A 22,141-nucleotide genomic window follows, 5' to 3' on the forward strand; every position below is an offset into this window, starting at 1 on the left:
GTAGCCGGGCCAGCGCGTGAGGTCAAGCCCTGTTCTCCGGCCAATGGTTCATCATCCGTAAGCCCTGGCCCCCAAAGACAGCAGGCTGCTGGTTCCGCCAAGCACCAAATCACTATAGGCCGAGCGTTGCCTGGCTGCTGCCGATGAGGCCTGACTGCCATAATTTGCAGCACCAGATCGCCCCCGGTACCGGGCCTGTTCGGCCCGCAGCTTCCCGTCATAGCCCAGCCAGGCCACATTGCGTCTGCCATCGGCAGCCGCACCGGACAGGATTTCCAGTGCCGATCCCGTGGAGGACGAAACTCCGGCATCCGCCAGGGCCACATTGGCACGCGCCAGATCCCGACGGACTTCACTCCGGGCCACTTCCTTATCCCGGCTGACCTGCGCCTCGATGAGTTTGGCATTCTCCTCGCCCTGCTTGAGGGCATTGTCAGCCTGCCGATCCGCTGTTCGTTGCTGATCTCTGGCTGCGTCGGCACTCTGCATTCCATCCATCACCTGATTGGCCAACCCCAGCCCCATAATGGTCCATGAAATCGGATCCGCACCCATTATCGTACCCTCGCATACAGATAGTAATCGTCATCGCCCACAAGCCTGCGCAGCAGCCCTTCGCGGGAAAATCCCAAAAACGCATACCAACGCGGCGGCAGGTCCAGGCTGTGATGGGCCGTGGTCTGTATCCGTGTCAGCCCATGTTCGCACTCGATGTCTTCCAACCCGCGCCTGATGGCCCGCGCCACTGCCACGGGCTGCTCACCAATCAACGTACCGCTGAACATCCAGGCATTGCCCGTGGCTCCGGGCTGCACCGCCACCCCCGCACAGGCTGCGACACAGCCCCGAACGAGGACCGTAAAGGCCGGACCGGACCGGGCATAGAACTCGGCCAATCGCCCAAGGTCACGGCCATCTCCCAGCCCGACCACACCCAGGCGATCAAATTCTCGCAACTCCAGACGCTCAAGATGCGCTGGTTCAAAAGGAACCAGCCTCATCATCCACCTCCCTGCACCCGCGGTACACAGCAGATCACGGTCATGGGCAAGGGATCATCCTGGCGCACGGTGAACAGCCCGTCGCGATCGAACCCGGCAGACAAACGAAGTTCCCTGTCCCCGGAAAAAGGCCTTGGCGCCTCGCCTGCACGGGCAGGCTGCACGTGCGGCAACACTCGTTCGTATTTGCCCGACACATCATCCCCCGGGCAGACCTTGCCACCCACCGTATCCTTGAATCGCAGGGTCACGGCCAGAATACGCTTGGGCATGGTCTGAGAAGTCCCTGTGGCCGCACCAGTCTCCAGGCGCATGGGTTGCAGCACTGCCCCAAAGCCGTATCCGGCATGGACCTTCCAGGCAGGACGATTCAGACGCACGCTACCTCCCTGCACGGTCTGGGCGAGATGCACGGCCCCATCAGCCAGGATATCAACGGTTTCACCTTCCAGGTGATCCAAGCCGCTCACTTCGCTCAGCAGACGCCAGACTGTTCCGCCAGGAGCCGATGTCCCCAGACCGGAACCGTCCACCCCGGACAAGGCAAAGGAATCCTCATCCGGTGCCGTCACAGTGTACTGCCCCTCGCCTTCCATCCCCTGTACGCCCTGTACGCGCACGGTTTCGCCCTCACTGGCTCCGTGGCCGGGCACAATCAGACGCAGGGGATTCGCGGCTTCAAATCCACTCACGGATAATCCGCTACTCAGCCCACAATCCACATGAAAGGCATCCGAGGCGTCGCCATCCACAGCCGGAGCCGGAACCAACCGCTCCAGCATGCGCTGCACCTGCCCGCCGATGCTCCGCCGCACCAACAGCCAGGTCTCGTCGCCGTCTTCACCGGGAATACTGGCCACGCTCTCGCAGGCTCCATCGCCGCCCAACGGATGGCGATGCCAGGCCACGACACTTTGCTCGGCCAGATAGGTGCATCCGGCCAGCACCCCGTCACTGCGCACCACCCACAAAATACCATCAGGCTCGCGTGCAAAATCCAGATCCTGCAATCCTGTCCCGGTGATATGGTCTGCCAGCAGGGTGATTTCCGGTGCCGTGTAACGGTCACTGGCAAAATCAAAGGCCATGCGCCGCACCTTGCGCCCGCTACGCGAGATGAACAGCACCTCATTGGAAATGAGTTGCGCGGGCAAAAAGGCACTGCCGTGAGCACTCTGGCGTTTGCGCTGCACACGCGACGGGGTCATACCCTCGCCCGAGGTCCCGGACCAGACCTTGACCTCGCTGGCATTGGTGCCCACCAGCAGTTCCTCAGAATCCATGATCCAGCGAATGGGATTGATGCGCGAACCGGACAGGCTGATCTCGATGGCATCGTCGTCCAGGGGTTCGTCCTGAATGCCATCCACATAACTGGCAGTGTTCAGGCGAAAATCCCCATAACTTCCCGTGCTGGACAGCCACAGGGTCAGCGGTTGACTCGGGGTGGCCGCCAACACCAGCCGATCTTCGTACAAGGCGGCCACACCGGGCCAGTTTCCTTCGACCCAGACCTCGGGCATGGTATGATCCACATCCACCGGCTCCCAGAACTTGCTGTTCACCGCGCCCCCCGCCTTGTGCACGGACTCGATCTGATCGCTGTCCTCGACCGGTGAATCCTTGAACGTCAGCACCCGGTCCTGATCCCCGGCATCAAAGATGCCGCCGCCCTTGTAGACAAACCAGCGGGCCGTGCCATTCGGGCTCTGCCCGCTCACGAGCATGGACACCTCCATGGGGCAACCTGCAGGGACACTCAACGTATCGTTCTGTTTGCCATCGGCCAGACCATCGCCGTTGGCATCGGCAATGGCGTAATCGTGTCCGGGCCAGGAAAACGCCATGGGTGCAAGGGTCCAATCCGCATGTCCGGCGCGAGTCAGCTTGTGCGGGCGCACCTGTGGATGCACCAGATACAGCACGTCACAGCTCTGCACCGTGTTCACGGACCAGAGCATGTCCTCGGTCCAGGGGGTGGCGATCTCGTAAGGTTCGTTCTCCTCACCCAGAATCACACCACCGTCCTTGTGAAAACGCAGGTACTCGTGCCCCAACTCGAGGACATAGCTCTGACTGGCGGTACTGTTGAAATCAAAGGCAATAAGACGCGCCGCACGATCACCATATTTGGCCCGCGCCACAAACCGCGTGCCCGGGCGCTTGTACACGCTACCGTGGGGCCGGGGGATGAAGTTCTCCAACCTGCGACAGCCGCTATAATATTTCTCGTGGTCCGTGCGCCCCTCCAGGTGGGGCGACAGCTCCCCGGCGGTAAAGGCATTGATGATGGGGATTGTCTGCTGCCCCATGATTACCTCCGTGCATTGACGAACAGGTCCGGGCGTGCGGCATCGGGCGTGCCACCACCCTGCGCATCGCGCCCCTTGGCCGTGCGCAGCCGGTCTCGATACAGGGTTTCCAGGCGCTCCTTTTCAGCACTGGAGCCAGTGATCTTCTTGCAGACACGCGCGGCAATGCGCGTAGCCAGAGCGACCCGGAACGTGGGTGGCATCTGTGTAGCATCATCGACCCGGCGCACGTAGCGAATGCTCAGGGCCTCGAGGTCTGCCAACAGATTCCCACCCTCGATCTTATACGGAGTCTCCGGCTCTACGCTGATCACATACAGACAATCGGCGGGCAGCCTGAAACCGTGGGCAAAGCCGAAGGCAGGCACCAATTCCAACCGGGCCAGCCCGGCCCGGAAAATGGCAAAATTCCAGGGATGCTCCTCCAGCAGGGAGTCACGCTCGTCCTCATAGACCTCGGACACCACCCGCGCCCGCTCGGTGTCCTGGTCCGCCGAGGTGATACGGTCCTCGCCCAGTTCGAGTAGTGCCCCGGACAGGATGCGTACGCTCATGGCCTAGGCTCCCCCCTGGAACAGGGAGCGGAAGAACTCTTCCTGGGCACCTTGCCCCCCACCCTGCTTGCCACTGCGCTCGTCAGTCTCACGCTCTTCAGACCGTTCCCGCTGCCCGGCTTCGGGATCGGCCAGATTCGTGAGCCTGATCTCCAGGGCTAGGGCCTCTGGGTCCGGCGAATTGCGCACCACGGCCTGCCCCAACACGTCCAGCACCTGACCGGGACGGGGCAATTCCTTCAACCCCAGAGCCTGAATCTGCTCCGGGGCCAACCCGAGCATCAAAGGGGCCTCGGCGTCGCGCTGTCCACGCCGGGTTTCGGCATCCTGCCCTTGGGATGTCTGTGCGTTCTGTCCACCGTCCACGCGCCCGTCATTCATGAGAGTTTGCATATGAATCTCCATTGCCCGTCTGTTCCCAAAAGAAACCGGGCCTGTTGTCGGTAAATGAGGGCGGGGTTATGAAACCCCGCCCAGGATGGATGTGAGGCGTAATAAAAGTGTAAGCTTACCGAGTATTTGACATACACAAAAGTTTACACTTTTTGCGGCAACAAAGCAGATGCAAACAGCCTCTGCGCAGATCGCTCAAAATGGTCAGATGCAAGACGCAAGGGCAATTCAAGATCGTGGCGTAGTCGGTCCTACGCGAGAGTTTGAATTGCCCGCTGCAACGCCGCAGATGGCTGTTTTCAGCGCTACGGCAGGGCGCTCAAAAGCGCTCAAATGTGAGGCGCAATAACAGTGTAAGCTTGCCGCGTATCTGACATACGCAAAAGTTTACACTGTTGGCGGCAACAAAGCAGATGAGTGCTTAGGAGCGCCCTGCTAACGGGCGAGGTAGTGCGGATAGATGGATAGGAAGCCACTGGCCGCAGCATCGTCCGTGGTAATCACGGCTCGAGTCAGGGCCTTGGTGTCCGTGGGCGGAATAAATCGCCCGAGCACGGTTCCGGCCTCGATGGAAAGCGGCCCGGAGGCCGTCAGCTTGCAGACCTCGCCCAGCGGTTCCCAGCTTTGGCCGGAATCGGAATGCTCCAGGCCCACGGTCAGGGTCTTGGTGTCGGCCAGGGCAATGTCACCCGTGACCTCAGCCAGGACCTCCACCCCGCCAAGAGAACCGGAGAAGTTCAACGTCTCACCGTTGCCTGCCTGCGAGGCGTTTTGCGGCAGGGCCATGTCCTTGGCCAGATACTGGTCATGCACCTTGAGGATGTGGTTGTACATTGCGCCCTCCTAGTCCACCTGGACGTGGGCCTCGGCCCCGTCCTGGAAGTTGTAGCTGGTGATGATGGGCACGCCGTTCCATTCTGCGATGCGGCGGTCCACCTTCTTGTCACCGGGGGTCATCTGGAAGGCCGCGCCCTTGCCAACCTCGGCCAGAATGGACAGGGCCTTGCGATGGCAGAACAGATAGGTCCCGTTCGCGGCGCGCACCATGTCCAGCAGATTGTCCACCTGAATAGCCGTGGGGGGGCTGTCCGGGGTCACGTTGACCAGAGCGGCCACGGTGTCCGGGTTGGCAATCTGGATACCGAAGTAGCCCTTCATGCGCACTCCGTAACCCAGAATGCCCTGCTCGTTTTCATACAGTCCACCACCACTGACCGCACGCATGTCGATCAATCCACCCTGCTTGAAACCGGTGGTTGAAAACAGCCCCGTGGTCTCGCCGGGCACAAAGCGCACGGCCAGCAGGCTGTAGTTTTCGTTGCCCGCATCACCGGCATCGATGAGCCGGGCATGATCCACGGCATACTGACGGAAATTGCCATAAACGATGGCCTTTTCCGCATCCACACCCAGCTTTCGCAGGGCCTTGGGAGTTTTCTTGGCAAAGTAGCTGTCGCGCCCACCAAAGGCCTTGGCCTTGTCCTCGGGGCAGAACATCTTGGCCCCGAGGATGGACAGATCCACCTTGTTCAGACGCGTATCCACCTCGATCATGTCCAGGGGTGCGTCCATATCCACAAATCCGCCGCCGGAGACGTCGGATACCTCGTCATAGACATTCCACAGAGTGTGGGATGCCTCCTCGAAGGGGATCACATCAAGCACCGGAGTTTCCTCGGTCAGCCAGTCCACCTGTTTGGGTTGGCGGGTGGCGAACTGCGCGGAAATCTCCTTCAAGGTGCCGCTGGTCGTCATTGTTTATTCTCCTCTGCCGCCGAAGACTTCCTCGGCGAAAAACCGTTTGGAGGACATCTCGCGTGCGCGACTTCCGGGACCGCTGGAACCCGACACGAATCCGTCCTCTGCAAAGGCCATCCCCACGCCATGAAACAGGCGAATCATCAGCGGATCGTCACCATGGGCCGAAAGGATCATCTCCTGCTCGACTTCGTTGATTCCAGCCCGCTGGGCAAAGGTGGAAAACCCCCGCCGCGCCAGTTCCAGATTGGCCGCCGAATCGCCGCCCCATCGCGTATTCAGATCGCGCAGGGTTTCATGCCTGCGCCCCTCGCGCTGACGGGCAAACTCCTGAACGGAGTCGGTCAACCAGTCGTTGTAACGCTCGGACAATCCCCTGGCCTGCTCCGGGGACAGGCCCATCTCATGGGCGCTGTTCCTGAACCAGTCCATGAGCCGCTCATCCGCAGCCATGCCCTTGGGCGCGTCCAGCTCGTATCCATCCGGGGAGTCGGGCACTCCGGTCATGCGCTTGAGTTCGGCGTGATACTGCTCCCAATCTTCGGGGGTGGCATCTTCCGCCGGGCGAGTCAGCCCCACGGTCTTGCGGCCCACCAGAGATTGGGCGTGCAGGAGGGACTTGGCCATATCGGCCGCGCTGCCGTATTTGCTCAGTTGCGGATGCTCCCGCAGGGGAATCTGTTCCCCGCCATGCTCGGCCAGCGCGTCCTCGGGGAAGGCCTGTTCCAGCCAATTGTTTTGCGTGGAAGGTGTCTCTTCGCCGTGTCCAGTTTCGGGGGCCTGTGAGGCTTCCTGCGTCATGGTCCATTGCTCCCGTAAAAAGTTTGACCCGGGCGGGCCGCGATTCCCGCCCGGAGAGGATGAATGGTGTGCACAAAGCCGCGTCTCAGCGCACAGCATGCAGATTGTTCAACGGTGGTTGGATGTCAGGCGCAAGGACGATTCAGACGCGACGCGTATTTTCACACACGCGAGCGGTTGAATGACCCGAAGGAACGCCGCAGACAGCCGCCGAGGAACGATCTGTTAGGCTTTGATGCAGTAGAGAAACGCGACGTTGCGGGGACGGGTTTCGTCGGCAGTGCGGGCCACGCGGGACGCATCGAATCCGATATTGCAGAAGTCACTACCGATGGGGGTATCGGTCCCGGCGTCGTAGTCACCAACGCCACCGTTCTCGTAGAACGGACCAGTCGCCCGCAGACCGTTTGAGCTGGCAGCGCCAATATCCTTGATCTCACCAATAATGTTCTGCAAGGCATCCTCCTGCGCACTGCCCAGCACACGATCGACATCCACACCCCGGCCATCGTCCCAACCGCGCACAAACTCGCCGCGCAGGTCGGGCAGGTTGAAGGTCGTGCTGCCATCACCCGCGCCGTAGGTCTCGCCCACCACGGCAAACAGAGGCGCGTAGTCCACACGGGAGATTGCCGAGCCCTCACAGACCAACCAGCCGGAAGGAGCCGAGCCAGCGCCAAAGGCCATGACCACGCCCGAAGGCACGGCAGCCTGAATCAGAGCGTCGATCTGTTCAGAGGTATAGGTGCCGGTCTGTCCGGCGGTCACCTGATGAGGGTTGTCAATACGTTCGGGATGAGCGTCGATCTCAGCCATCCGATCCAGAAAGCAGGTGCAGTCAGTGGTCATAGTCATTCTCCTTGATCATTGATTTCACACACAGTTATTCCTCCGCCGCACACCCGGTGCGTGCGACAAAAAATATCTCTAGCGAGTGTCCGCCTAGTCTTCGGGGTGGTTAAAGTTCGCAGGGTTTGCGAAATAATCCAGAAGCTGGAACAAAGTCATGCGCCCGTAGCGAAACTCCACCTGCTCGTGCCCGGTCCATTCCCGGGGTCGTGGGGTAGGCTGCATGAAACAATGTGAACGCAGAAACTCCATCAGCACCTTGCCTGAAGGCGACGACAGTGCCTTCTGGATATGTCCGGCCAGCTCAGGCTCGCTCATCATGCTGGCAGCCATCAACGGCGCTCCGTATTGCCGTTGGACTCAGTTGGTTCTGGCCCTCCGACTTTGGGAGCTGCGACTGCTTCTTGCTGCGTGCCGTCGCCTCGGGTCACCGAGTTGGCCGATCCGGGCACCGGGGCACTCCCCATGGCCTGCCCGGCGGTTTGAGCCAAATCCTCCAGCACCTCGCCAAGCTTCTCTCCGGCAGCTGCCTGCTCCCTCAGTTCACGCAGGGCCGCGACATCGGACCGCGAGCGCACCCCGGTCTGGGGAAAGCCCCGCTGTTCCAAGACCAGACGCACGTTCTCGTCATGGTCGAACAGGTCCAGAACCTGCGGCGATACGCTGGCGATCCCTCCAACCTCGGCATAGGTCCGGAGCACTGCGTTGGTCCGCGTTTCCTGCTGAGCCAGCATCAGCGGACTGACGTAATCCACATCCAGGGACCGCCCAGCCAAATCAGGTGGAGGCGGAGGCAGTTCCCCACGCCGATCCAACAAACGAAAGAGCCGGTCAAAGAGCCTACGGAAATTCTCCTGCTGCTGGTTGACCAGCATCGGCCCCAGCAGGAACATGCGCTCCCCCGCCAATTCAGCCACTTCCATGGCCGTGGGCGCACCGCCCTGGCTGATGCGGCTCTTGATGGCCAGGAACAAGTCCACGAAAAAGGCCTCGTTGATGTCTTCCTTGGTGGCGGAGAGCAACTCCCAGGAGAAGCGCGGATCGCCGCCGATGGACAGAGGACCGAAGTCGGCCAGAGAATTGCCATCTCCCCGGCGGTAGTAGTTCATGGCCCGCGGTTCAAAAGAGAACCGCCCCACAAACCCGTCATCAGGCACCAGATAGGGAGGAGCCACAGCCAGTTGCCCGGCCTCCAGAATCAGGCGTTTCATCTCGTTGATCATCTTGGCATCGGCCAGGGCCTCGGTGCCGGGGCTATAGCTGTAGGGCGTGCCCGGCAACCGATGCGAGCGTGTCACGATATAGGGAAGCTCGGCGTATCCGCCTGTCGCAACAATACGGCGCGAAACACGCTCCAGATACACGGACACATAGGGACGAAGCGTCTCACCACCCTGCGTGCCGAGGCTTTTACCCGCGACACTTTCCGCGCTTTTTCCGCGGTCAGTGTCACCTGGGCTGCCGCTATCCCGACGCGGATAGACCGCATGCAGAAAATCGAATTCCTCGTCGCTGTTCCCCCGACGATGCAGAGCCCGGCGCAGCGCATCCGACAGGTTGGCTTCGCCCCATTTCTGAGTGGCCTGCCGTGCCGTGAGTCGAAAACTGCGGAAGACCGTGTCCACCTCGCCATGAAAATTCTCGGCAATGCAGACCTCGTGCAGGGGCAACGCCCTGAAGCGGACCCCGGTCCCCGGTTGCCCCGGGTCTTCATCCACATACAGGCATTGCCAGCCGAACAGCCCTGCCTGGTGGTAACCCAAAGTCTGCTGCGGGTAGAATCCGCAATGCGACAGAACCCGATAGGCGATGTCCTCCACCTCCTGCAACCAGGCGCGTGCGCCAGGGGCCTCGGCCAGTCCCCTGTCCTGCATACCGAGCCTGAACCAGCGTTGCGAAGGCGATGACACGCCCGACAACATTCCGGCTGCAAAGACATTGGCAGCCCGCCGTGCCGTGGAATCCACCAAATCCTCGCGCTGTTTGCGCGGATGCCCGGGACGTGCCGTAAAGCCTGAATAGGCCGGCCCCATGTATTGGGCTACTTCCTCCCAGATGGGGTCAAAGGCTTCGCGCCCTCTGAGTAGAGATTCGTGCCGTCGGATCACCTCGTCGGCGATGTCGCCAGGGCCCAAGGGCAGAGACATTTCCGTCATTTCAGCATGTGCAGTCATGATCTATCCCAGGGTTGATTTCCCCACGTTGGCGGTCCCGAGATCACCTTGGGCACCAGTGGCGACCGTGGCACGGGCCTGTTTTCTACGACGCTCTTCTTCCCTCTGACGTGCTGCCTCCAGCAACTCACGGGAGCCTTCATCCTCGGCCGGAGTTGGCGGGATTTCTACCGGTGCTGGAGCCGATGTCACCGAGGGCACGGATTTACCGATGCCTGATCCACCCATTTCAGACCTCCTCATGAGTCAGGATTGAAACAATGGCCCCGGTTGTCTCCCCCTCCAGCATGGTGACTGCATGAGGGATTCGGCCCAGAACCCTGAACCCGATGTCACGAACGAATCGGATGGCCAGAGGATTCGTCTCCGGTGTCAGGCCAATGAGGGTCTGCACCAGCGGCAAGCCTCCCTTGCGCTTGGCCCGCAGCAACCAGCCCGTGACATAGCGGCCAATGACCCGCGCCGTAGAACCATAGGCCCGGCGAAACACTACAAAGTGGATAAACGCTGCCCGGCCCGACCAACCATCCAGCCAGAACAAGGCTGCTGGTGTCCCACTGACAAACACCGCGTACAACAATCTCTGTGGAGCCTGTGCGAACCGGGCAAAATCCTCAGCCGTGTTCATGCTGCCGTCGTAGAACAAGGACCGCGCACTCCCTTCCCGCTCAAGTTGCTCCCACAAGGGGCACAACCCGTCAGTACCCAGGTTCCTTGCGTCCACGAGGGTCAATGTCATCAGGTCCATCAACTTCGCTCTCCCAGCCAGAGATCTTCGCCCCGGTCTGCAAAACGCTGCTGCGGTCGCGCACGGCGCACCGGTGCGGCAAAGGTCAGGGCCAGAGCATCGGCAATATCCGGTGATCTGAGACCCCGCTGGCGCATCCGTTCCTTGGGTTCAAGCACCAGGCGCCCCTGACTGTCATAGGAATATCCAGGGCCCGTGAGATCGGATTGCAGTGCATCCTCATCGGGCAGTGAGACGGGCAATTCCCCCGTCAGCCACTCGCGCAGCTCGCCCCACATCTCCGCACGCTTGTTTCGATAGCGTTCCTGACTGGCCGCCCGCCCGCCGAACTGCACGGCACTGACCCGAAGCCCGAAGCCCATTTCACGCAAGCGATCCACCACTCCCGCACCCAATCCTCCCGCATCCACAAACAATCGCTCCACTCGCGGGGTGTCGGATTCCAGCACACGCCGGCAAAGACCAGCCACCTCCATGGTGTCCTTGCCACTCCAACTCCTCAGCCCAAAAGCCCTACGGCCCTGGCGAAAGACCATGGCCGTACGATCGTCTCCAAACCGTGCCGGATCCACTCCGACAACGACCGGGCCGCTGCCCGGCTCCTCGGTCTTTCTGGCTCGCAGCACATCGGCAGCCTGAATGAACGAATCCTCCCCCGTATTCTGAAAGGCCTCGTCCGGGGTGCAGGGGTATTCCTGACGAAACAGCAACGGGTCACCCAACTCGCGGATCTTGAACCGACGCCACACAAGCTGCGGCGGTGTCAGGCCGAGAACCGCCATGAGATGGCGCTCCTCGTCGTCGGGCCTGAATTCATCTCCGACCTCGCTGCGATATTCCCGTTGCCAGAACCAAGGCAGAAATACGGCCTCATAGCCGGAGTCCCCGGCCTCGGCCGCCTGCCAGCCCGCATGGAAGAAGTTTCCCATCCCGTTGGCTGTGGACTCGAAGACCACTTCCGAGCCCGGGGCATCCGGAACGGTTTGCAGTACGCCTGCGACGTGCTCCCTTGCATTGGGCCAGAAGGCGACCTCGGAACCGTGGAAGTACTGAACGGTCATGGACCGACCCGCACTTCTGGACCCGGCAGTGCCCACCCTGTAGCCGCTTCCAAGCCGGGGAAACGCCAGCTCGCGCTCGTTGTCCTTCCCCGCCACGGGGCGGACAGCCACCGGGCAATTTCTGTAAAACCTCTTGGTCATGGCAAACAGGTTCCGGGAGGCCTCCATGTCGTGAGCCAGAATGAACGCGCGCATTCCTCGACCATGTGTCACTCGGTGGAAAAATCTCGCCCCCACATAGGTCGAGCAGCCCTGCTGACGGCCCTTGAGCACAAAGACACGAACTCTGCCCTTCTTCCTGCGCTGCTCCTTCATGGCCTGATGCAGGTGCAACTGCGCCCGGTTCAATACCAACCGGTCCAACCCACCAGACTTGCTACGAATGGACAAACAACGCTGGCTGTAATGGATGAAGTCATCCTTGAGCCGTTGCCTTATCTGCTTTTGCCTTTCGGTCATGCCAGTTCATCCAAGGCGTCTTCATGGACATTGACCTGATGCTCCACCCGCTCCGAGAACATGCCCAAGTTCTTGCCCAGCAGGGTCAGCCCCCGAATGGCTCCCGCAGTATCGAACTTCCACTCTCCTGCGGCCTGTCCCGATGAGGCTGGGGCCTGGGCGCTTTGCATGCAGCGCTCGACAACCTCCACCAGCCTCTGCACGACCCATTGTTCATCGGGCTCTCGAGCAGGGATTTCGCCCCTATTCATCGGCTCTGGAGCGTTTTCAACACGTGGTGCAAATATATTTTTGCCCTGTTCAGAGGCACCTGCTGCCCCCACGGACAACCATTGCTCCGGGTTGGCAACAATCAGACCCTTGATTTTGTGTTGCTTTGTCTCGATGTTAGCACTCATTGTTCGCTCACTGAAAACAAGGTTCCTTAATATCAGCATAATACATACAACAAATAACCGTTGATCTATGCACGAAAGGCTTCGATTTTCGGCACTGATTCCTTGCCACGAATAAGGAAAATGATTATGTTGAATTTACCTGGGACACAGGTGCAGCGGTCTGACCAAAGGGATGAACATAATGAATACGCGACGTCCCCGCCCACGGGGGAGCACGCAGGGGAGACCGCCCCATTAAAAAATAAGTGCGTTCAATGGTCTTGCCGCACACGGTGTCCCGGGTTTTTTATGGCCTCAACTCAATAGCTCATAGATCGCCCGCCCAAGCAGACCAAAACTCACCATCATCAGCCCATAGACGACCCGCTCCAAATTCCTGAGTTTTTCCGAGTGAGTATGACAGCGCCTGGTTCGTCTCAGATCGGCAACATCTTCCATGATGGCCTTGACCCGCTCGTCTATGCGCGCCAGCAGCAGTCTGGCATCCTGATCCGTGGTCATTTGGCACCCATGTGCAGGCGCACCGCACCCTTGTCAAAAGCCGAACGCCCCAGAAAATAGTACCCGTAGATGCCCCATCCCAAACCGGTCAGAGCCTCCAGCTTGTCCACGGCAATCTTCGTATCCAATGAAGCGGCAACAATGGCCACGGTAACGATCAGCAGGCACAACGGTCTGACATTTTTCGACAACCACGAATCAGAGGCCATGTCCGCCTCATGCCGCCGACCCAACTCGCGCTCAAAGTCCCGCTCGGCCTCAAGCTGTTTTTCCTGCCAGGCCAGCAGGCGCTCTTTCTCGGCTGACTCCAGTTCCTTCAAACGCAGCAGATTTTCCGGGTTGCCCAGCGCCCGAACCACACGATCCGGCTCCGGCTCCACACCCAGAAACGATGCGGCCAAGGCACCAGCTGCGCCAACCACCGCTCCTGCCGGACCGCCAAGAATCCCAGCCAAGACCGGTGCGGCACCGGCAACGAGATTCCCCACATCCTTCCATTCAGCCACATCGTCCTCCTGAGCACCTGCTGCGTCTATTGCTGCTACCTTCTGGGGGTATCATCAATTGTTCCCTGGTCCGAAACACATGCCCACACGTGTGGCACGCCCGAATACGATGCGTCTCTTCCCCTCGTTGCAATGTCCTGATGACCTGTGTCCGTGCCGCACATTTCACACAGCGCAAATCCGCCTCCACAGCTGATCAATCACTCTGAAGTGTTAATAGCGCTCCAGAATTGTCAGATGAAAGCCATCCACTCCGCTCAGATTTTCCATGAACAGATTGAAGGCGTTGCGGCTCCCAAGGACTCCGCGCTCTTGCCCCAGCATCCCGTAGGACGTTCCCAGCAAGACGCACCCTCGGGTATCCTCAACAGTGTTCCCGGAATGGAACAGTACACGGGTCCGTCCCGGCACATCCTGCACCTGAAAAGTGTTTCCGAACCGTGGAGAATCCACCCGTGCACAGAGATACTGCTGTGCAGGAATGCTGGAAACATCCTGCGCATTCAACTTGTCGGGCGGCTCCAGGGTCACACAAACCACCTCCTTGTTCATGCGCAAAACGCCGAATGAACCCAGGGGCGCCTCCTCCAGCCGAATCAATTCAACAATGGGCATGTTTCGCATCATCACTCCCGCGTTAAAAACCCAGGATCGGGTCAGCACCGCGCGCATCACCAACGATCCGGGATCGCTCCCAGGGACACCCCCTGGACAACGTATTCAACAAGGCAATAAGATAATCGCCCTCAGCTTCCTGGAGCATGGCCCCCAGCGGATCGCGCAAGCGGGCACGCTCCTCGAGCATGCGATTTTCGGCATCCACGATCAGACGAGTCTGATCTATCCATTTCCAATCCGCTTCCACTCTGGTCCCGAAGGCTTTAAAAATGTCCTGAAGCGGGAGCCAACCCTCGCGCCCCGAGAAACACAATCGATACCCAAGGCCAGCATCATCGCCATGCTCGGCTTGCGGCAGCAGCCACCGCCCCTGCCCTTCGCGTTCTCTGCAACGCACAAACCCCGCTCCGTTCATCTCGAAACCAATTCGGAATCCCCGCAGATTAACCGGGACCCACACTTCGTCCTGATTCATACCCATCACATCACTCCGTCAGGCCGCTTGATGGCGACCCCTCATCGTGAATGAATATATAGGCCATTTCCGCCTAAGTGTCAACAGGGCAAGCCAGCTTTTTAGGCTTTTTTCGCCTATTGCCGACATTCCATATTTGGCTATAGTAAACGCATGGACGAAGCACTGACCTTTACGCAGAACTATCTGGATGCCATCGAGGCTGCCCGCATCAAGCAGGGGCGCAGCCATTCCGACATCGCCCGCTCGGCTTTTCCCACCCAGCGCGACCCAGTGGGCACCTATCGCAAGGTTCGCAACTCGGGTCGCACCCTCAAGCTGCCAGATGCTTACCGCCTGGCCCATGCAGTCCACCAGGACTTCTCTTCACTCTGCTGGCAGGTCTCCCAGGCCATGCAGGGCTACTCCCTCAAGGCCCCCTCCCCCGAATAAGCACCTCTTGCTCCCCTGACTGTGTTTCTTTACGTCCATCAATAAAGTTTTATCTATATCTATAGATACAGCACCCTAACTCTACATTGCAACTCGAAAATCATTAACGGTAGGAAAAAGCCAAACAGCACTCAACCCCTTACACTGAATGGATTTTTAGCCCACTTGCAGTTTACAAAATACATGATTTTAAGTAGTAACGTATTTCAGTTATCGCCAATACTAAGCGGTTTTCCCCACGATCACACTTCAACAGGTCAACTGCGAGGTCAGATTCATGGACAACGAAATACCCTTCAGCACCAGCGCGAAAGACCCGGTTACGGAGCTGTATGACGTAGCCTCTGCCCTGAGGTTCCTTGAGGATGCTTTTGAAGGCCATGACGAATCAGGAGTTCAAATCAGAGCCTCAGGTGCTGCCTATGTCGCTGGACTTATGAGTAAACGAGTAAACGCCATCGCTTGCACACTATGGAGCATGGAATCGCCCTCAGGGACTTCTCCAACCATCGTAGAGACTCGCGACATCATAGACCCAGAATAAAATATTTTGACTTTCTTACAGGGCGTCATGGCCTGCCCCCCCATTGACATAAAGGCGATTTACGCCTATACAATGACCAGGCTAAATCACCCTTTTGGTGATTCCTCCGTATCCAGGAGAAACCAATGGCAAACCTTCGCTGTTCGGAAAAATACTGGGATGAATCAGAAGCCCAATGGCAATGCAAACTGAATGGTTATTGCTGCGTAGACGGCAAAGAACCACGTGAATACAGCGCTCTATGCCCCGACATGCGAACAACTCCTCACCCCTGTCCCGAATGCCTGGGCCAACCGCAAAGCAAGGATGAACCGCCCCCCCGTCTAAAGCGAATGGTACAGCACCCCACAAGCGACCTGATCTGTCCGACATGCGGACACAAGACCAGCGCCCACCAATGCGTCGAGGATCTATTGTATACCTTGTGAGTTGTTGATCCGCAGGCCGCGGACACAAACGAGAAAAGGGCTCACAGCAATGCTGTAAGCCCTTTTGATTTCATGGCGGAGAGGGAGAGATTCGAACTCTCGATACCCGTAAAGGTATACGCCCTTAGCAGGGGCGCGCCTTCAGCCAGCTCGGCCACCTCTCCAAGGGTTGTTCATCTAGGCCGCCGGAGCCATAGGACGATCAACAATCAAAGCCCGCTTGTGATACCGGCGCAAACGGGACATACTGAATAAGGGGTACGCCTCAAGTTTGTCAAGACAATTCAGCAAGTCGCAAGAGGCCCATCAGCCCCTCTCGATCAATGCCCCAACATCTTGAAATAAATATCACTTTCACATTTCGACCTTAGCTTTACAACAGGGCTTATTTACAGATAAATAACACCGCTTAAGGAGTCGACGTGAAGTGTTCCCACTGCGGTCATGATCTCATGCTGGGCCTGGTGCCCAAGGGCCTCGGTAAATTCCTGCCGATGACCACCTACACCTGTGTCCGCTGTGGTCAGGTCAACCGGCGCTTGTCCGAATCCCTGACGCAACGCGGCCCCCGGCTCCTGCTGGTGTTGCTGCTGATTGTCGCGGTGAGTGCTACGGCCTGGTTCGCTCTGCTTGCCCCCCGGATGCAACAGGCCAACTCCATTCGCCGCGAGATTGTCACTGTTGTGGAGGAACCCGCCCCCACGGTACAGCAAGAGTCTTCCACCGACACCACACCCACGCCTGCGCAACCAGCATCATCGGCTCAAACTGATGCTGGCGAATCCCCAGCTGAAGCCACACAACAGGCTCCTCCACCGCCGACCGAACAAAAAACCGTAGCCGAGGCTTCGCCCGCTACGAATTCCATGTCCTCCACGCCTGCAATTCCTGCCCCCACAAAGCCGGCACAGGTATCGAAGGACGGGCCCAAGACCCAGGACAAACCGGCCATCACTCTGCCCGCTCCTGCGCCACAGCAAGTGGCTACGGCACCAGCCGCCCCCAGGCCAGCCTCCTCGGACCTTGAGGAAGTGGAAGTCACTGCGCCGCCCAAGGCCTCGCGACCAGCCGTTGTCGGCACAACCCAAAAAAAGAAGCGCTCCAGCTGGAACGCCACGTTAACGGGTATCCGCTCCGGGATATGGAAGGACGCCCTTATCCTGAACCTGAGCGTGAAGGGTTTGGCTGGAGATCCCACTGGATTCCAGTTATCCTCTCCGCCGCGCTACGTGGTGGATGTTCCCGGCAGCTGGACCTACGAAGGTGACAAGAAAGTCGCGGTGGGCAAAGGTGGCGCAAGCGCCATTCGGCTGGGTGTCCACTCGGATAAACTGCGCATTGTGCTGGATCTGGACCGCGAGCCAAAACAGGCATCGGTCCGCCGCACCCCGGATGGCCTGACCATCACCATCCGCTAGCCTCCCGTTTTCCGACAAACATTCACGGCCAGCTCACCCCGCAGTCCTCTCCTCTGCGAAACCACATTGCCCCGAGGCGCATCCGCCTCATCCTGTAGTGCGCCCATCGCATCCCGCGCGAACAATATCTCCAGCCAGCACATGATGGGACTACAGCTTCCGACTCACAGACAGACGAACAGCCCCCGAGCCTGCACTTTCAGTGCTTGCCGCAGTCTAATCTCGATCCTGAAGCACCGATTTCGAGATCAACCCGAAATCATCCAGAATGGCATACAGCGCAGGGATCACCAGAAGCACCAATACCGTGGAGGCAAGCAACCCGAAGATGATGCTCACTGCCAGCGGAATCAGCACCTGAGCCTGGAGGCTACGCTCGAACATCAGCGGGATGAGCCCCATGATTGTGGTCATGGAGGTCAACAGCACTGCCCGAAAACGCCCACGGCTGGCCATACGAGCCGCGTCTGACGCACTCAGTCCCTCTTCACGCATGCGTATCTTGATGAACTCCACAAGCAGGATCGAATCATTGACCACAATTCCGGCCAGGGACACAAAGCCCATGATGCTGGGCATGGCCAAGTCCTGGCCCATGATCAAATGCCCCCAGATCACGCCTATCAGCGCCATGGGGATAGCCGAAATTACGACCAGCGGCTCCGCGTAGCTCTTGAACTGGAAGGAAAGAAGCACAAAAATACCAAACAGGCCAATCATGAGCGCCTTACGTAGCGAGGCCCCGGTCTTGGCTCCTTCCCTGGCTTCACCTTCCAGTGAAACCGTCACGTCGGGGTAGCGCTTCAACAGTTCCGGCACAAACTGCGCCTGGGTCTCTGAGATGATCTCGCCAACATTGGACAACGAGGTATCCACATCGCCCTGAATACTTACCGTACGCAAGGAATCAATACGCCCGATTCTGGCCCATCCCCGTCCCTCCACCAATTCGGCCACAGCACCCAACGGGACTTGTGAACCATCCGGTGCCGTCAGGTGAAAGTACTCCAGATCCGCCATGCTATCCCGATCCATACGCGCCAGACGCACGTTGATTTCGTAGCTTTCCGGCCCGGCCTGAATCTCGGCGGCATCCACGCCATGCAGGGCAGCACGCAGTTGACGGGCAATGGAAGCGGCATCCAGCCCCAGTGCCATGGCACCCTCACGCATCCGCACTCGGACTTCCGGCTTGCCCGGTCGCAAGTCATCCTTCAAGTCCAGCACTCCCCGGTACCCATTCAGCCAGTCTTGCAACTCCAGAGAGGCCAGTTTGAGATTATCCAGGTCATGCCCCTGCAGCCGGATATCGATGGCCCGGCCTGCCGGTCCAATGGCTGGCTCGGTGTAAGAAATTGAGATTACATCAGCCACCTGCCCGACACCCTTGCGCCACAGGGAGTTGAATTCGTCGATGGTGGCATCGCGCCGTTCGGCATCCAACAGATCGATGGAAACGGTGGCCAGATGTGCACCGCTCTCATTGGCGTCACTATTCATCCCGAACTGAATATTGACGTTCTCCACCAGGTCCCGTCCCTCGGGTTGCCGATCATTCAGATTTTCACCCACAGCAGTAGCCGCCTGGGCAACATGGGCTGCAATCTGCTCGGTTCGCGCAAGAGGGGTACCTTGGGGCAGCAGGATGCGGGCTTCCACGACATCCCCATCGATCTCCGGGAAGGCTCGCGTCTTGAGATGCCCACCGGCAATCATACCCACCGACAGCAGAAAAACTGCCAGCACACATCCTACCCACAAATATCGCCAGCGCACGCACCAGTCCACGGCGCGCCCCAGGCGATCCTCTCGAAAAGCCTCCAGCCTCTGCTCGAACCTTCTGCGAAAACGGTTCTTGCCATTATCCTGATAGCCAGCCAGAGAATGCGCCAAATGGTTAGGCAAAATGAAAAAGGCCTCGATCAGACTGGCCATCAGCGTCAGGATCAGAACCACAGGCATGGCCCACAGGATCTTGCCTATGGAACCCTCCAGAAGCAGAGCGATGGTTCCAAAAATGAGTACCGTGGTGGCAAAGGATGAAGCCACGCCGCGGGCCACCTGCGCCGTCCCTTCCACAGCAGCATCAAGGGCATTCTTGCCCATCTTCAGATGCGCGGCCACATTCTCCGCAATAACGATGGCATCGTCCATGATCAGGCCCAATGCCAAAAGCAGCCCCACCATGGACAGCAGATTCAGGGACAGTCCGAAAATCTGCATGGCAAACACAGCCCCCATGAACGACACGGGCAGCCCCATGGAGACCCAGAACGAAAAGCGAAAGGCAAAGAACAGCCACAGGGTCAAAAACACCAGGATCAGTCCCTGCACACCGTTCATGGTCAGCAAATCCAGACGATCCTGGACGATCTTGGAAATATTACGCGTCACCGTAAATGTCACCGTTGGTGGCGCAGCCAGACGTTCCCGATCCAAAAAGCCATAAACGGCGTGCATCACATCCAGCGTATCATCGGCCTTGACCTTGTTGACCTGCAAAATGGCCGCGCGCTGACCATTGAAGATGATCTTGTCTTCATCCAGCTCAAAGCTGTCAGAAATAGTGGCGATATCCCCCAAACGAATTTCGGCCCCTGTTCTACCGGAAATCACGATCAGATCTTCATACTCGTGAACATTGCGGCGTTCCTCATCCATGCGCACCAGGATATCCGCCTCACGGGTCTGGACACTGCCCGCAGGCAAATCCACACTCATGCGGGCAATGCGGTCCGCAACGTCGGACACGGAAAGCCCAAACTTCATCAACGTCCCCGCAGGGATCTCGATGCGAATCTGGTGATCGGAAAAACCCTGAACCTTGACCTCTGAGACTTCGGGCAAGGCCATGATCCTGTCCTTCAACTGCTCACTGTACAGCTTCAGGTCAGGCACGGACATCGGCCCGGTCACAGCCACTGACAGGACAAGATCCGTCCGGTTCAACTCGCCGACAACAGGGTCCTCGGCAGCATCGGGAAAATCATCGATGGTATCGATCTCACTACGGATGTCAGCCAGGAACTGACTGATGTCACCCCCTTCGACCATCTCCACGGTAACCCGCCCCACTCCCTCGCGGGCTTCGCTGATGACCTCTTCAACCTGAGTAATCCCATCCAGGGCGTCCTCGATACGCAGGCAGATGGCGTTCTCAACGTCTTCGGCCGAAGCACCGGGGTAGGCCACGGAAATCTCCACCATGGAGGAATCAAATTCAGGGAATGTCTCGCGCTTCAGATCCGCGGCTGTAGTCACTCCCAGGAACAGGAACAACAACATCAGCAGATTGGCTGCCGTGGGGTGATCTGCAAAATAGCGCAGCAGGGGATAACTCTTCTTCATCGCAATCCGGCCTCCCCGGTCGCCTCGGCCACCACGCGCTCAAACAGCGCAGTGTCCTGTTCCACGCTGAGCATCATGCCCTCGATGGCCGGAGACACATCGGAGACAATTACCCGCTCACCCGCCTGAAGCCCACTGGCAATGCTGGCGACATTCCCTTGCAGATAGTCCACGACCACCTCACGGGAGAGCAGCCTGTCATCGGGTCCTGCCACATGCACACGCCCCTCACGCAGTGCGGATCGAGGCACGATCACTCGCGCTGCCCGCGGCTGCCCACGGAGCTCGACCTCGCAATACATGTTTTTGACCAACGGCGGACGCCCTCCGGGAATGGCCTGTAAATAGGGGTTATCCACCACGACATACACGCCCACGGTCCTGGTTTGCGGATCGATCTCATCGGAAATGCGCGAGAAACGAGCCTGCCATTCCACGGGGGTCCCTGCCACATTCAAGCGCACCACCGCCTTCAACCCCACGGCCTGTCGAACAGCGTCCATGTCAATGCGCCCAGCAGCCAATGGCGAGCTCTTCATGTCCAGCAGATTCCGAAACGCCGCGATGGGCACTTGAGCCGGGATTTCTGAAATACCGATGGAATCGGCCACGACAACGACCTGCCCGGACTTGGCGTATTGGGACAGCTCCACGTTCACTGCCGCAATTCTGCACTCGAAAGGCGTGCGCAAGACGGTTTTGTCCAGATCGAGACGCGCATTCTCCAGGCTTGAACGGGCAGACGCCAAATCCGCAGACAGGGCCTGTCGCTCTGACGGAACCAGCTCAAGGGTGCTTTGATAGCCTTGGACAATATTCTTCTGAGTCAGATAGCGCTTTTCCTCGGTCTCCATCTCGGACTTGGAAATGGTTCCGCTCTCCTGAAGACTGCGCTTTCGTTCCAACTCCCGTTCGGACAACTGCAGAGAATTCTGTTCCACACCCAGCGAACTCATGGCATTGCGCTCTCGTTGATCCAGTTCGCGCAGCTTGGCCAGGACGACAGCAACTGCGGCTTCCGACCGGTCTCGTGCCAAACGGTATTCCACAGGATCAATACGCATCAGGACCGCACCGGCAGGCAGGATGGCCCCCCGGTCAAGGCTTTCATGCACCTCAACGACCTTCCCACTCACCTCGGCCACGGCCTCCCAGACCTGACCGGGCTGCACACTGCCATAGCCCACGGCCCGGGGGACCAGCGCCAATTCAGTGGCAGGCACAACGCGTACGGCCCGGGCGCGCTCGACAATCCCGACACGTTCAGGAGTCAATCGGGTCTTGACCAGCACAATCAGGGTCAGGATTCCCAACAACAGAACAGGCAAAACAAGCATTCGTCTGGACATCTTCATCGTCATCC

The 22,141-nt window shown here is 59.0% G+C and carries 23 protein-coding genes and 1 tRNA gene; 2 read left to right on the top strand and 22 right to left on the bottom strand.

Annotation, left to right across the window (positions count from 1 at the left end):
• Positions 1 to 51 precede the first annotated feature (51 nt).
• The 19 genes from EL361_RS10070 to EL361_RS10160 form a co-directional block, all read right to left on the bottom strand.
• Entirely contained in the window at positions 52 to 555 is a 504-nt protein-coding gene (locus tag EL361_RS10070; protein WP_126379103.1) for a hypothetical protein, read from the bottom strand.
• Positions 555 to 1,004: a hypothetical protein gene (locus tag EL361_RS10075; protein WP_126379105.1), complete on the bottom strand. Its 450-nt coding sequence runs from the start codon at positions 1,002 to 1,004 to the stop codon at positions 555 to 557. The genes EL361_RS10070 and EL361_RS10075 overlap by 1 nt, the downstream gene beginning before the upstream one ends.
• Positions 1,001 to 3,313 (bottom strand): phage tail protein, encoded by a 2,313-nt coding sequence (locus EL361_RS10080; RefSeq protein WP_126379107.1) that lies wholly within the window; start codon positions 3,311 to 3,313, stop codon positions 1,001 to 1,003. The genes EL361_RS10075 and EL361_RS10080 overlap by 4 nt, the downstream gene beginning before the upstream one ends.
• Before the next feature lie 2 nt (positions 3,314 to 3,315).
• Positions 3,316 to 3,867, bottom strand: coding sequence for a phage connector family protein (locus tag EL361_RS10085; protein ID WP_126379109.1), 552 nt, complete (start codon positions 3,865 to 3,867; stop codon positions 3,316 to 3,318).
• A gap of 3 nt (positions 3,868 to 3,870) precedes the next feature.
• The gene (locus EL361_RS10090; protein ID WP_126379111.1) at positions 3,871 to 4,260 is read right to left on the bottom strand and encodes a hypothetical protein; all 390 of its coding nucleotides are present in this window, start codon (positions 4,258 to 4,260) and stop codon (positions 3,871 to 3,873) included.
• A 435-nt stretch (positions 4,261 to 4,695) separates the two neighbouring features.
• Complete coding sequence (locus EL361_RS10095) at positions 4,696 to 5,094, bottom strand: hypothetical protein (RefSeq protein WP_126379113.1); 399 nt, start codon at positions 5,092 to 5,094, stop codon at positions 4,696 to 4,698.
• 9 nt (positions 5,095 to 5,103) lie between these two features.
• On the bottom strand, positions 5,104 to 6,015 hold the full coding sequence (locus EL361_RS10100) for a major capsid protein (RefSeq protein ID WP_126379115.1): 912 nt from the start codon (positions 6,013 to 6,015) through the stop codon (positions 5,104 to 5,106).
• A gap of 3 nt (positions 6,016 to 6,018) precedes the next feature.
• Positions 6,019 to 6,819 carry a hypothetical protein gene (locus tag EL361_RS10105; RefSeq protein ID WP_126379117.1) on the bottom strand — a complete coding sequence of 267 codons (801 nt, stop codon included), beginning with the start codon at positions 6,817 to 6,819 and terminating at the stop codon, positions 6,019 to 6,021.
• A gap of 225 nt (positions 6,820 to 7,044) precedes the next feature.
• Complete coding sequence (locus EL361_RS10110; protein ID WP_172961709.1) at positions 7,045 to 7,668, bottom strand: phage tail protein; 624 nt, start codon at positions 7,666 to 7,668, stop codon at positions 7,045 to 7,047.
• A 93-nt stretch (positions 7,669 to 7,761) separates the two neighbouring features.
• The gene (locus EL361_RS10115; RefSeq protein WP_126379121.1) at positions 7,762 to 8,001 is read right to left on the bottom strand and encodes a hypothetical protein; all 240 of its coding nucleotides are present in this window, start codon (positions 7,999 to 8,001) and stop codon (positions 7,762 to 7,764) included.
• Positions 8,001 to 9,842: a portal protein gene (locus EL361_RS10120; protein WP_126379123.1), complete on the bottom strand. Its 1,842-nt coding sequence runs from the start codon at positions 9,840 to 9,842 to the stop codon at positions 8,001 to 8,003. The genes EL361_RS10115 and EL361_RS10120 overlap by 1 nt, the downstream gene beginning before the upstream one ends.
• Positions 9,843 to 9,845: 3 nt before the next feature.
• Positions 9,846 to 10,070, bottom strand: a complete 225-nt coding sequence (locus EL361_RS10125) for a hypothetical protein (RefSeq protein WP_126379125.1) — start codon at positions 10,068 to 10,070, stop codon at positions 9,846 to 9,848.
• Between the two features lies 1 nt (position 10,071).
• The gene (locus EL361_RS10130) at positions 10,072 to 10,590 is read right to left on the bottom strand and encodes a GNAT family N-acetyltransferase (RefSeq protein ID WP_126379127.1); all 519 of its coding nucleotides are present in this window, start codon (positions 10,588 to 10,590) and stop codon (positions 10,072 to 10,074) included.
• The gene (locus EL361_RS10135; RefSeq protein WP_126379128.1) at positions 10,590 to 12,110 is read right to left on the bottom strand and encodes a terminase large subunit; all 1,521 of its coding nucleotides are present in this window, start codon (positions 12,108 to 12,110) and stop codon (positions 10,590 to 10,592) included. The genes EL361_RS10130 and EL361_RS10135 overlap by 1 nt, the downstream gene beginning before the upstream one ends.
• Positions 12,107 to 12,508, bottom strand: a complete 402-nt coding sequence (locus EL361_RS10140) for a hypothetical protein (RefSeq protein WP_126379130.1) — start codon at positions 12,506 to 12,508, stop codon at positions 12,107 to 12,109. Before EL361_RS10140 ends, EL361_RS10135 begins: the two co-directional genes overlap by 4 nt.
• 294 nt (positions 12,509 to 12,802) lie before the next feature.
• Positions 12,803 to 13,009, bottom strand: coding sequence for a hypothetical protein (locus tag EL361_RS10145; RefSeq protein WP_126379132.1), 207 nt, complete (start codon positions 13,007 to 13,009; stop codon positions 12,803 to 12,805).
• A complete protein-coding gene (locus EL361_RS10150; RefSeq protein ID WP_126379134.1) occupies positions 13,006 to 13,515 on the bottom strand; it encodes a hypothetical protein in 510 nt (169 codons plus the stop codon). Before EL361_RS10150 ends, EL361_RS10145 begins: the two co-directional genes overlap by 4 nt.
• Before the next feature lie 213 nt (positions 13,516 to 13,728).
• Positions 13,729 to 14,130, bottom strand: coding sequence for a DUF5675 family protein (locus tag EL361_RS10155; RefSeq protein WP_126379136.1), 402 nt, complete (start codon positions 14,128 to 14,130; stop codon positions 13,729 to 13,731).
• 22 nt (positions 14,131 to 14,152) lie between these two features.
• The gene (locus EL361_RS10160) at positions 14,153 to 14,614 is read right to left on the bottom strand and encodes a hypothetical protein (RefSeq protein ID WP_126379138.1); all 462 of its coding nucleotides are present in this window, start codon (positions 14,612 to 14,614) and stop codon (positions 14,153 to 14,155) included.
• Between the two features lie 147 nt (positions 14,615 to 14,761).
• On the opposite strand from EL361_RS10160, the gene EL361_RS10165 reads away from it, so the two are divergent.
• Entirely contained in the window at positions 14,762 to 15,040 is a 279-nt protein-coding gene (locus EL361_RS10165) for a hypothetical protein (protein WP_126379141.1), read from the top strand.
• A gap of 1,045 nt (positions 15,041 to 16,085) precedes the next feature.
• On the opposite strand, the gene EL361_RS10170 is transcribed toward EL361_RS10165, so the two are convergent.
• Positions 16,086 to 16,176 (bottom strand) — tRNA-Ser (locus tag EL361_RS10170).
• 258 nt (positions 16,177 to 16,434) lie between these two features.
• On the opposite strand from EL361_RS10170, the gene EL361_RS10175 reads away from it, so the two are divergent.
• Positions 16,435 to 17,430, top strand: a complete 996-nt coding sequence (locus EL361_RS10175) for an AMIN domain-containing protein (protein WP_126379143.1) — start codon at positions 16,435 to 16,437, stop codon at positions 17,428 to 17,430.
• A gap of 216 nt (positions 17,431 to 17,646) precedes the next feature.
• Here EL361_RS10175 and EL361_RS10180 read toward each other — a convergent pair whose 3' ends face one another.
• Both EL361_RS10180 and EL361_RS10185 read right to left on the bottom strand, forming a co-directional pair.
• Positions 17,647 to 20,778: an efflux RND transporter permease subunit gene (locus tag EL361_RS10180; RefSeq protein ID WP_197723431.1), complete on the bottom strand. Its 3,132-nt coding sequence runs from the start codon at positions 20,776 to 20,778 to the stop codon at positions 17,647 to 17,649.
• Positions 20,775 to 22,133 (bottom strand): efflux RND transporter periplasmic adaptor subunit, encoded by a 1,359-nt coding sequence (locus EL361_RS10185; RefSeq protein WP_126379144.1) that lies wholly within the window; start codon positions 22,131 to 22,133, stop codon positions 20,775 to 20,777. The genes EL361_RS10180 and EL361_RS10185 overlap by 4 nt, the downstream gene beginning before the upstream one ends.
• Positions 22,134 to 22,141 lie beyond the last annotated feature (8 nt).

It is taken from the genome of Desulfovibrio ferrophilus, from assembly GCF_003966735.1.
Taxonomy (GTDB): Bacteria; Desulfobacterota; Desulfovibrionia; order Desulfovibrionales; family Desulfovibrionaceae; genus Desulfovibrio_Q; species Desulfovibrio_Q ferrophilus.

Excerpts from the sequence above, each read along its gene's own strand:
- EL361_RS10070 (WP_126379103.1), bottom strand. The coding sequence starts at position 555 with ATGGGTGCGGATCCGATTTCATGGACCATTATGGGGCTGGGGTTGGCC.
- EL361_RS10075 (WP_126379105.1), bottom strand. The coding sequence starts at position 1,004 with ATGATGAGGCTGGTTCCTTTTGAACCAGCGCATCTTGAGCGTCTGGAG.
- EL361_RS10080 (WP_126379107.1), bottom strand. The coding sequence starts at position 3,313 with ATGGGGCAGCAGACAATCCCCATCATCAATGCCTTTACCGCCGGGGAG.
- EL361_RS10085 (WP_126379109.1), bottom strand. The coding sequence starts at position 3,867 with ATGAGCGTACGCATCCTGTCCGGGGCACTACTCGAACTGGGCGAGGAC.
- EL361_RS10090 (WP_126379111.1), bottom strand. The coding sequence starts at position 4,260 with ATGCAAACTCTCATGAATGACGGGCGCGTGGACGGTGGACAGAACGCA.
- EL361_RS10095 (WP_126379113.1), bottom strand. The coding sequence starts at position 5,094 with ATGTACAACCACATCCTCAAGGTGCATGACCAGTATCTGGCCAAGGAC.
- EL361_RS10100 (WP_126379115.1), bottom strand. The coding sequence starts at position 6,015 with ATGACGACCAGCGGCACCTTGAAGGAGATTTCCGCGCAGTTCGCCACC.
- EL361_RS10105 (WP_126379117.1), bottom strand. The coding sequence starts at position 6,819 with ATGACGCAGGAAGCCTCACAGGCCCCCGAAACTGGACACGGCGAAGAG.
- EL361_RS10110 (WP_172961709.1), bottom strand. The coding sequence starts at position 7,668 with ATGACCACTGACTGCACCTGCTTTCTGGATCGGATGGCTGAGATCGAC.
- EL361_RS10115 (WP_126379121.1), bottom strand. The coding sequence starts at position 8,001 with ATGGCTGCCAGCATGATGAGCGAGCCTGAGCTGGCCGGACATATCCAG.
- EL361_RS10120 (WP_126379123.1), bottom strand. The coding sequence starts at position 9,842 with ATGACTGCACATGCTGAAATGACGGAAATGTCTCTGCCCTTGGGCCCT.
- EL361_RS10125 (WP_126379125.1), bottom strand. The coding sequence starts at position 10,070 with ATGGGTGGATCAGGCATCGGTAAATCCGTGCCCTCGGTGACATCGGCT.
- EL361_RS10130 (WP_126379127.1), bottom strand. The coding sequence starts at position 10,590 with ATGGACCTGATGACATTGACCCTCGTGGACGCAAGGAACCTGGGTACT.
- EL361_RS10135 (WP_126379128.1), bottom strand. The coding sequence starts at position 12,110 with ATGACCGAAAGGCAAAAGCAGATAAGGCAACGGCTCAAGGATGACTTC.
- EL361_RS10140 (WP_126379130.1), bottom strand. The coding sequence starts at position 12,508 with ATGAGTGCTAACATCGAGACAAAGCAACACAAAATCAAGGGTCTGATT.
- EL361_RS10145 (WP_126379132.1), bottom strand. The coding sequence starts at position 13,009 with ATGACCACGGATCAGGATGCCAGACTGCTGCTGGCGCGCATAGACGAG.
- EL361_RS10155 (WP_126379136.1), bottom strand. The coding sequence starts at position 14,130 with ATGCCCATTGTTGAATTGATTCGGCTGGAGGAGGCGCCCCTGGGTTCA.
- EL361_RS10160 (WP_126379138.1), bottom strand. The coding sequence starts at position 14,614 with ATGGGTATGAATCAGGACGAAGTGTGGGTCCCGGTTAATCTGCGGGGA.
- EL361_RS10165 (WP_126379141.1), top strand. The coding sequence starts at position 14,762 with ATGGACGAAGCACTGACCTTTACGCAGAACTATCTGGATGCCATCGAG.
- EL361_RS10180 (WP_197723431.1), bottom strand. The coding sequence starts at position 20,778 with ATGAAGAAGAGTTATCCCCTGCTGCGCTATTTTGCAGATCACCCCACG.
- EL361_RS10185 (WP_126379144.1), bottom strand. The coding sequence starts at position 22,133 with ATGAAGATGTCCAGACGAATGCTTGTTTTGCCTGTTCTGTTGTTGGGA.